Source organism: Bacteroides mediterraneensis (assembly GCF_016900355.1).
In the GTDB taxonomy this organism is placed as follows: Bacteria; Bacteroidota; Bacteroidia; order Bacteroidales; family Bacteroidaceae; genus Phocaeicola.
This window is the reverse complement of record NZ_JACJKA010000014.1, coordinates 85969-95644: the sequence shown is the minus strand read 5'-3', so window position 1 is coordinate 95644 and position 9676 is coordinate 85969. Positions and strand designations below refer to the sequence as shown.

Genomic DNA, 9676 nt, shown 5'->3' with positions numbered 1-9676 from the left:
TTATCCTCTGAGAACATAGTGGTAATCGCTTAAATGTTATAACTTGACACTATAAATTTAATGCTTTTATCGCTATGTTCCTAATTATCAAACGAATAATTTTATTCCTTATATCGAACTCACGTTACCTTATATGTATCGTATGGACTTTGGTAACCGTTTACGTCAATGCCATGCTCCAGCAATATACGGGCTAACTTCACATTAGACAATTTACAAGCGTATGTCAGGAGCGTCAGCCCGTATTCGTCACTATATAATCTGTTATTAATGTCCTTATACCTGGTAAGGGCATATTTCAGTACATCCTCTTTATCAAAGTAAATCGCCGTATAGAATATGTCAAACTCATAAAAATCGTTACCCATTGCCATAGGTTCATCTTTTCCAGCCAGCAACCGTTTTATGGTTGCCATATCATTGTCACGGCAGGCAACCCCCAACGGATAAAGTTGATAGGGTACATCCCGTATAGTATCTTGCCGCAATGGATTTGCTTTCACGCTATCAAAGCAACAAAAAAACGCTGCAAGAAAAAGTAATGTCCAATTTATTATCTTCATATTTACTTTTTTAAGTCGAACATTAATGCTAATGGTTTAGCGAGGAACGCTGTCAAGCGTTATCACGCATTGTTATCATCATTCTTATTATCACTATGTTGTTGACTATATATACTTATATTCTTTACTAATCCGAAATCCAACAGTACATCAAGTATATTTATAGGCTTGGAGTCGAAATTTATTTTCCATTGGTATATGTAATCTGTGATTAGGTCATTTTCATCCCATAAATTATGCCCTTTACATTTGATATGAATTGTGTTGTTTCCGTATGTACAGTTATCTATTAGAAATTCTTTTCCGGGTTCAGGATAAACCAAAGAGAAATAATTTCTATATTTATTATAACCTATAACGATATATTCACCTGTTGATTCATTTCTCAATGATATGTGTAGTTCTTTTTTTTCTGCAAGAAAATCAAAACTATCGTATTCATTATCGAAAACTACTCCATATTCATTTATATATTTAATATACTTAGCAATAAGAATAGCAATGTCAAAATAAGAATAATACACTTCAAAGTGAGTATCTTGTTTTTTATAAAAAGAATCAAAAGAGAAAAATTTTTCGTTTATTGTCAAATTCTTTATAGGTACTAAATGTTCGTCATAATATGGAGTTTCATCTATCATAATTTGACCTTTGAACAGATGAAAAACGACACTGCCAAAATTTATATCAATACTTCTCCATTGGGAATCGTATTTAACACCTAAAACTGATATTTTCTTCTTTATAACTTTCATTTTTGAGAAAATTGATGATAATGGTTCAGCAGGGAACGGCTTGCCGTTACCCTGCGTTGTTAGTGATATTTTTACCATAATTCTTCTGCGGAGAAATCACCTAAGAAGAAATATAGCAGCATAATGATACTGAACAAAATATACATGCCTATCGAAAAGCATACTATCAATATTATTTTCTTTCCGATACTGTACTTTTTTTTCCTAAACAAGAATAGCGAGAGTAAAATCGCTATGAGTATAATAGTTATTGCACATACAATCATATACCTATATATTTTGAATTTGTAAATTATGCTGTTATCACTAATGGTTTGGTGAGGAACAGCATTTAGCTGTTATCTCGACCTTGTTAACGATTTTATTTCACAATCATAAATTCATTTCCATATGGATAGAATTTTTCATCTATCCATAGTTTAGAGTAGTCTGATAATTTGTAAATTTCAGGTTTATACAGATTTAATACCTTATCCAAAACTCTCTCTCGGAATATTATACCATCTCCATATTCTATGCTATCTAAAACGAAGAAATTCTGTTTGATTGAACAGGCTTTCAGTCTCATATCAGGATATACTGTAAAACAAGTACCTAGTTTTTTCTGAAAGTCACTTTGATATGTTATGCCTTTTCCAAAATGAAAAGAATCATTGTCAAAATGATTTATACGTAAAGCGTAGTATTTTTTATCTGTTAGAGTTTCGTTTTTCTTGTTTACTACTTTACTACCTTGACGGTTGCAATATCATATTTATCAACGAACCCATTTTCTTGAAGTAAAGACAAAAACTCTTCTGATACGATTTTTAGTTTTATACTGTATTTATCAAGAAAATCAAATTGCAGGATTCCCGGTTTTTTGTTACATACGAGGTATAAGACAGGAGGTAAATTTTCTCTCCATCCATCCTTGTTTTTCTACATCCATTGCCCGTGGTTTTGGAACTTCTGCCTTTTGCTTTCATTGTAAGTATCACAGACATCAGATCTACCATACTCCAATAATCCTTTAGGCAGTTTATCAATTCCATAGTTCCAAATATAGAGTTCTTCTGTATTCATAATTATTATCGTTAATGGTTCGGAAATAAGCACCGTTTAGGTGCTTCATTTCTTTGTTCAAGGCAGTTTTACCCACCATGCACTATTACATATTTATATAGAACTTCAATTTTTGACTGCTGTTTCCGGCAGAAAGGGGTGTGAAGTTCATTCCTGCACCCGGTTCGTTTTATTACAGCTCTTATCCGTATTTCATTCATTTTTTTGTTCTCCTTTCTTCTATTTTATGGAATTTTACTGTTTCTGTTCACGGCAGGGCATAGCTATCCCATATTGCTGTCATGCCGATTTTTCCCGGTGTATGTCGCAATGTTCCAATACAACCGTATATGTGATGCCGCCACTCGTTACCGTAGTGTGGCTGTAAACTCTCATCCGTCCGCAATGCTCGCAGAAATAAGGATTCTCGTATTCACTTTCTGCCTGTTGCACTCCGGCTTCCTCTATCTCGCTTTCATCCCGTCCGAAGTATTCTTCCGGCAGGTTGCCTTTGTTGGAGTAGAAGCCGTAATACCTCACGATGCGGAAATAGCGCAGGGGAACGTGTTGCAGCAGCCGGGGAAAGAACTCACGGTAATGCAGCGTCAGTTCCTTTTCCACCGGGTTTCTCCTGTCGGGTGAGTTCTTATAATCACGGTATCGGAATGAAATGTTCTCCCCGTCTATTGCCGTAATCTTGTATTCGCTCAAACATGCCCGCTTGGAATATCTGCCCACATACTGTATCACCTGCTCCGGCATCTGTATGGGCGGTTCCAGATGCACAATCCAGTCCTTTCTGTTCGCTACCTTTTTGATGAAGCCCATAAACTCCATGCGGTCGTGAAAGTCATGCTCCAGCCTGCCCGCATCGAACAGTCCTATCAGCGCATTCTCAAACTTGTAGCGGAACACCCTGCGGATAGAGGGGATATGCACGTAATCATGTTCGGGAACGGCTATTTTACCTTCGCTGTTGATGCCGCCCCACGACATAATCATGTGGGTGTGTACATGAAGCTGCTTTGTTTCCCCATAGGTGTGCAGCACGGCAATCACCCCGGTTTTCAAGCCGAACTTGTGCATCATCCAGTCTTTCAGCGTGTCTGCCGAAGTCCGCATCAGAATGTTCAGTATTTCTTTCTTGTTGCGCTTCACCAAGTCCAGCAGGATATGCGGCAAGGTCATCACAACATGGCGGTGCGGCACTCGCAGCAACTTTTCCTTCATGCGTGCCGCCCATTTCAGCGTATCACGCCAGCCACATGACGGGCAAAACCGGTTCTTGCAGCTATGACTGATTTCCCGCACCTCCCCGCAATCGGGGCAGACGTATGTGTCTATTCCCAAAGCGGCTGTACGGCACACACGGATAGCGTTCACCGCCTTGTACTGTTCGGGGGTGATGTACTCCGCAGGGTGCTGTGCGTACTCGTCCCACCAGCGGTTGAAAAAGTCCGCCAAGCGATATGTGCTTTCCCGGGAACTACACCTTCCTATGTAATCTATCAAATCAATCATTCACTACCGTTATTTTTTTTACATTTGTTTATTTGTTTGTAAGTTGCTGTATATTAGTTGTTTTAATTTGCCTTGAATTTGTTTATAAATGCACCTTTAGGTGTAGGATATTTCGATAACCGACACCCGGCAGGTGTGTTTCCTGATCTCTAATAGCTGCACCCTATGAATCATCCAGTGAATCAAGCGGATTGGGTATGCTTGACTTGTGTGCACTCGTCACATGAAGATAGATTGAGGTAGTCTTGATGTCATTATGACCCAGCAGTTCCTGTATGGTTCTCAGGTCTGTTCCTTGCTCCAGCAGGTGGGTGGCAAACGAATGGCGAAGCATGTGGAACAGAACCCACAAAGCAGCCGTTGGTAAACAAGTAACGATAAAACGTAACCCGTTTGAAATGAGCGGTTTTTCATTATTCTGCCAAATGTCGGAAACGCAACGGAGTGCGGAATATTGCACCATTTCAGTTACCAAGCCGTTAGCTGTCAGTTACCGAAGCAAGGACAGGTAACGCACGGAAAATGAAATTGTTGTACGCCCGTGCCGATTGCGCTGATACGCACCGTTCTGCAAATCAATGGACGCTTACTCATAAGTTAATTTTGCAACAAAAACAGTAAGCGTATGAAAGTAGAAAAATTCAAGGTGCTGCTCTACCTGAAAAAGAGCGGAACGGACAATTCGGGCAAAGCCCCGATAATGGGTCGTATCACAGTGAACCGTACGATGGCGCAGTTCGGATGCAAGCTGTCGTGCAGGCCGGATTTGTGGAACGCGCGAGAAAGCCGTCTGGACGGCAAGAGCCGCGAGGCGGTGGAAACCAACGCAAAACTGGACAAGCTGCTGCTTGCGGTCAATGCGGCGTTCGACACGCTGGTGGAGCGCGAGCGGGACTTTGACGCGACGGCGGTCAAGGACTTGTTCCAAGGCAGCATTGAAACGCAGATGACGCTGCTTCGGATGACCGACCGCATCTGCGAGGACTTGAAGGCTCGTATCGGGATAGACCGTGCCAAAGGCACTTATCCCGGCTATTACTACATGAGAAAGACGTTGGGCGAGTTCATCCCGTGGCAGTTAAAGACGAAGGACATCGCTTTCGGGCAGCTTACCGAACAGTTCATCCACGATTACCAGAACTATGTGATGGACGTGAAAGGCTTGGCAGTGGACACGGTGCGCCATTACCTCGCCATCTTGAAAAAAGTATGCCGCATAGCCTATAAGGAGGGATATGCGGAAAGATGCCATTTTGCCAATTTCACTCTGCCTCAAAAGACAGAGCGAACACCGAGGGCGTTGAGCCGCGAGGACTTCGAGAAAATCCGTGATGTGGAGATACCCGCATGGCGCACCACGCACATCCTCGCCCGTGACCTCTTCCTGTTTGCCTGTTATACGGGAACCGCCTATGCGGATGTGGTGAGCGTCACCCGTGAGAACCTCTACACGGACGACGATGGGAGCCTCTGGCTGAAATACCGCCGCAAGAAGAACGAGCTTCGGGCAAGCGTGAAGTTGCTGCCCGAAGCACTCGCCCTGATAGAGAAATACCATGACGACAACCGCCCGACGCTGTTCCCGATGATACACCACCCGAACCTCCAACGGCACATGAAATCACTCGCTGTCCTTGCAGGAGTGAGCGGGCGCTTGTGCTATCATCAGGCACGTCACTCCTTCACCTCGCTGATTACGCTGGAAGCCGGAGTGCCGATTGAAACCATCAGCCGGATGCTGGGACATTCCGACATCCAGACCACGCAGGTCTATGCCCGTGTCACCCCGAAGAAGCTATTTGAGGACATGGACAAATACATCGAAGCGACCAAAGACTTGAAACTTGTTTTGTAACCAATTAAAATCAGCAATCTAAAAACAATACATCTATGCGCAGTACATTTTCCATATTACCGTATATCAACCGAAGCAAAGTGAAAGCTGACGGCACGACTGCCGTCCTGTGCCGCATCACCATAGACGGCAAGAGTTCCACGATGGCGACGGGCATCTATTGCAGGCCGGAAGATTGGAACAGCAAGACGGGAACCATCCGTACCGTTCGCGAGAACAACCGCTTGCAGGAGTTCCGCAAATCCGTAGAGCTTGCCTACGATGAAATATTGAAGAAACAGAACGTGGTAAGCGCCGAACTGCTGAAAAACACATTGGCGAAAAGGACGGTAATCCCCACCAAGCTGTTGCAGATGGGCGAAAGGGAACGCGAACATCTGCTCGCCCGTTCAAAGGAGATAAACTCCACGTCCACCTACCGCCATTCGGGATATTACCAGAAATACCTGAAAGACTACCTTGCCTCGTTGGGCAAGGAGGACATCGAGTTCTCCGATATCACGGAGGACTTCGGCAGTTCCTACAAGGCGTTCATGAAGCGCAACAAGAATTTCAGCGCGCAGCAAATCAACAAGTGCCTGTGCTGGCTGAGCAAGCTGGTGTACCTCGCAGTGGATTATGAGATACTCCGTGCCAACCCGTTGGAGGACATGGAATACGAGAAGAAGCCCGCACCGAAGCACAGGCACATCAGCCGTGCCGAATTGAAAGCCATCCTCGAAACCCCGATGCTTGACCCCTTGCAGGAACTGGGCCGGAGGGCATTCCTGTTTTCGACGTTCACCGGTCTGGCGTATGTGGACATCATGTTGCTCCATCCGCACCATATCGGCAGGACGGCGGACGGCAGGTGTTACATCCGCATCAACCGGAAGAAGACCAACGTGGAGGCGTTCGTCCCCCTGCACCCGATAGCGGAACAGATACTCGACCTCTACAACACCACGGACGACACCAGGCCCGTGTTCCCGCTTCCGAGCCGTGACGAGATGTGGTTCGAGATACACGAACTGGGCGTGGCGATAGGGCGGAAGGAAAACTTGTCCTACCATCAAAGCAGGCACTCCTTCGGAACTTTTTTGATTTCGGAGGGAATACCAATAGAGAGCATCGCCAAGATGATGGGGCACTCCGGCATAAAAACCACCCAACGGTATGCGGAAGTAACGGACAAGAAGATTTCAAAGGACATGGACAATCTGATGGCTTTCAGACGTGCCTACGGAATAGGTGCGTCAAGGGAAAAGAAAACAAAGGACATCTTAACGGATAAGGAGGAATGACAATGGAACGTGGAATTATCACAATCACTGAAAACGGAACGGTCACGATGCCGACTGTTCCCGTCTGGATGACACAACAGGAAATGTCCGATGCGTTCAATGTATTCGGATGCGACATCCGCAGGGCTGTACATGCCATCTACAAGAATATGGAACTGTTTGAAAGCGATACCATGCGCTACATCAGGCAAGACAACGGGATAAGCTACGATGTGTACAGCCTTGAAATGGTGATTACCATCGCCTTCCGACTGCGGACTAAGGAATGTATGGCTTTCAGGCGGTTTGTCATGGGCAGGCTGACCATGAACAACAGACAGCCTGTCAACATTTTCTTTTCGCTCTCTCCATATAATGGTTTGAGAGTGAACAATTAGAAAAGGTGAAAGGAAGAACAGCCGACAACAGGCAGGAAAGGCAAATTCTCCGTTGTCGGCTTCTTCATCATGGGACGGCAGGCATTATGTGCCGACACGCCTGAATGCTTCGCGGTAATTGGCGGCAAGCATCTTTTCGATGTCCGATTCCTTGTAGAGAATCTTTCCACCCAACTGATAGTAAGCAATCATCCCGTTGTTGCGGTAGTCCTGCAAGGTGCGGCGGCTCACTTTCAGCCGTGCCGACACCTCCCTGTCCGTCAGGAAGCGTTCGCCGCCCAATGTCGGACGGCTGTTTGCCACGAGATTCTCGATGCCGTCCAGCAGACGGTCAAGCGTGTCGCCGAACTGGGCGACCAGCGCATGGTTCTTGGTTATCATTTCACTCATTGTCACGTTGGATTTAGTGGTAAGACAATAATAATCAAACGACTCTGTCCGTCCGTTTGCCCTCAATTAGTTTTACGATGCTCAGCACATCCTCCGGCTTGTAAAACACCTTGTGGTTAATCTGCGAATAGGCCAGCGTGCCGTTGTCGCGTAGCGTCTGCAACGTGCGCGGACTGATGTTCAACTGCTGGCAGACTTCCTGGTTGTCCATCCAGCGGTTTAATGACTTGCCGCCCTGCTTGGCAAGGAGGGCATCCACACGTTCCGCGAAACGGCTGAACTTCGCCGCCATTTCCTCGAATGCCTCTTTCTGAATAATCAAAATTTCCATTGTCGATACTGCTTTTAATGTTGATACTTGGTTTTTGCCTGCAAAGTAAATCGGTATTCTCCGTAATGAGATGGATATGCGATTAGGTGGCAGCTTGTGGCATTTTGCTGTCCCAATCTTTCATACTCTGGGAATATCGTTTTGCATGGCAACGCAAAGTAAAGACAATGTAGGCAAAAGCCAATCACCTTGTGCATGCGTGGAAGCATTTGGCACCGATATGGAAGCCTGTGGCGTTATTATATGAAGTGACACTGCAAAATGGTTGCAAAAGCTAAATTGTAAATAAAGCTATTTCATTCGTGACCTTATCCTGCTTAAACTTGTCTGCGTAATGCCAAGATACGAGGCTATGCTGCCCAATGGCAGCCGTTGCAAGAGTTCCGGATCCATCTCAACCAGTTGCCTGTAACGCTCTGAGGCGATAGCTGAGAGCATGGAGATTAATCGTTGTTCAGTCTCCAAAAGTTCCATTTCCGCATACCGTCGTCCCCAATTAGCAATATGCAAATCTTCCAAAAACAATTCCTGCAATTTCTTCCTCTTCAAGACATACAGAACAGAATCCTCCATCAGTTCCATTGTCTCATATCCAGCCTCGTCGTTTACATATCCTTTCATAGAAACAATGGTAGCACCTTCCTTGCCTATCCAAAACGTAATTTCTTTTCCGTCAACATAAGTAAAAGCCCTGACAATACCCTGTTTAATGAAAAATATATCTTTCTCTACCTTGTTTATTTCCAATATATGAAATCCTTTAGGCAATGTAATCTCTGACATACAACGATGCAATTTGTCTAAAGACTCTTCAGGCAGAGGGTATCTTAAACTTAAAATCTGTTCCAGTTCCATACTCCATCAACACTTATCACCCTGCGAAGGTAACAAAAAGATGCGTCATAAATCAGGAAGCATGTCTCTTTTTGTCAAATGCGAAATCATTTTTTGCCAAATGTAAAAAGGTTTAGTGTAAGATGTACCTACTTTTGCATCGAACTTTAACACGGAATAATATGGAACATGATTTTTGGGAGATTATTAAAACGCGACGCAGTTGTCGTAAATTTCAGGACAGACAAATTTCCCATGTGGAATTGGATGCCGTACTTGAAGCAGGAACTTACGCACCTTCAGCAGGAGGGCGCCAAAGTGCGTTTATCGTAGCTGTGCAGAATAAAGAGCAGCGCAAAAAACTGGCTGCAATGAATGCGGCAGTAATTGGATCCAAATCAAATCCTTTTTACGATGCTCCCACTTATGTATTGGTTTTTGCTCCCTCAAATGCTCATACTGCTATCGAGGATGGAACTTGTGTGCTTGAAAATATGATGCTTGCAGCTCATGCCTTGAACTTGGGAAGCTGTTGGATTCATCGAGAGAAAGAAATGTTCACCACAGATGAAGGGAAAAAGATGATAAGGTCATGGGGGCTGCCTGACGGACTGATGGGCATCGGTGCTTTGGCATTGGGCTATCCTGATGGCAAACCAGCGCCTGCCGTCACACGAAAAGAAGGGTATTACCGTATAATTAGATAAAAATGTCACACGATTT

General features: G+C 44.5%; 9 protein-coding genes and 3 pseudogenes. 4 read left to right on the top strand and 8 right to left on the bottom strand.

What is annotated here, in order from left to right:
- Positions 1–125 precede the first annotated feature (125 nt).
- From H6A28_RS09115 to H6A28_RS09095, 5 genes and pseudogenes are all read right to left on the bottom strand, one after another.
- Positions 126–563: pseudogene (locus H6A28_RS09115) on the bottom strand (ankyrin repeat domain-containing protein); the annotation flags it as partial.
- 62 nt (positions 564–625) lie between these two features.
- On the bottom strand, positions 626–1396 hold the full coding sequence (locus H6A28_RS09110) for a hypothetical protein (protein WP_239465322.1): 771 nt from the start codon (positions 1394–1396) through the stop codon (positions 626–628).
- A 283-nt stretch (positions 1397–1679) separates the two neighbouring features.
- Positions 1680–2383: pseudogene (locus H6A28_RS09105) on the bottom strand (Imm43 family immunity protein).
- Positions 2384–2662: 279 nt separating this feature from the next.
- Positions 2663–3883 carry an IS91 family transposase gene (locus tag H6A28_RS09100; protein ID WP_204479904.1) on the bottom strand — a complete coding sequence of 407 codons (1221 nt, stop codon included), beginning with the start codon at positions 3881–3883 and terminating at the stop codon, positions 2663–2665.
- Positions 3884–4046: 163 nt separating this feature from the next.
- Positions 4047–4220, bottom strand: a pseudogene (locus H6A28_RS09095) (tyrosine-type recombinase/integrase); the annotation flags it as partial.
- A gap of 288 nt (positions 4221–4508) precedes the next feature.
- Between H6A28_RS09095 and H6A28_RS09090 the strand changes: the two are divergent.
- The 3 genes from H6A28_RS09090 to H6A28_RS09080 are packed head-to-tail and all read left to right on the top strand — an operon-like array spanning position 4509 to position 7398.
- Positions 4509–5738 carry a site-specific integrase gene (locus H6A28_RS09090; protein WP_204479902.1) on the top strand — a complete coding sequence of 410 codons (1230 nt, stop codon included), beginning with the start codon at positions 4509–4511 and terminating at the stop codon, positions 5736–5738.
- Between the two features lie 35 nt (positions 5739–5773).
- Entirely contained in the window at positions 5774–7021 is a 1248-nt protein-coding gene (locus tag H6A28_RS09085; protein ID WP_239465321.1) for a site-specific integrase, read from the top strand.
- A gap of 2 nt (positions 7022–7023) precedes the next feature.
- Entirely contained in the window at positions 7024–7398 is a 375-nt protein-coding gene (locus H6A28_RS09080; protein ID WP_430641273.1) for a transporter, read from the top strand.
- 84 nt (positions 7399–7482) lie between these two features.
- On the opposite strand, the gene H6A28_RS09075 is transcribed toward H6A28_RS09080, so the two are convergent.
- The 3 genes from H6A28_RS09075 to H6A28_RS09065 form a co-directional block, all read right to left on the bottom strand.
- Entirely contained in the window at positions 7483–7788 is a 306-nt protein-coding gene (locus H6A28_RS09075; RefSeq protein ID WP_071150134.1) for a helix-turn-helix domain-containing protein, read from the bottom strand.
- Between the two features lie 34 nt (positions 7789–7822).
- On the bottom strand, positions 7823–8119 hold the full coding sequence (locus H6A28_RS09070) for a helix-turn-helix domain-containing protein (protein WP_071150135.1): 297 nt from the start codon (positions 8117–8119) through the stop codon (positions 7823–7825).
- 291 nt (positions 8120–8410) lie between these two features.
- Positions 8411–8974, bottom strand: a complete 564-nt coding sequence (locus tag H6A28_RS09065; RefSeq protein ID WP_204479900.1) for a Crp/Fnr family transcriptional regulator — start codon at positions 8972–8974, stop codon at positions 8411–8413.
- A gap of 161 nt (positions 8975–9135) precedes the next feature.
- On the opposite strand from H6A28_RS09065, the gene H6A28_RS09060 reads away from it, so the two are divergent.
- Positions 9136–9660, top strand: a complete 525-nt coding sequence (locus tag H6A28_RS09060) for a nitroreductase family protein (RefSeq protein ID WP_204479899.1) — start codon at positions 9136–9138, stop codon at positions 9658–9660.
- Positions 9661–9676: the final 16 nt, after the last annotated feature.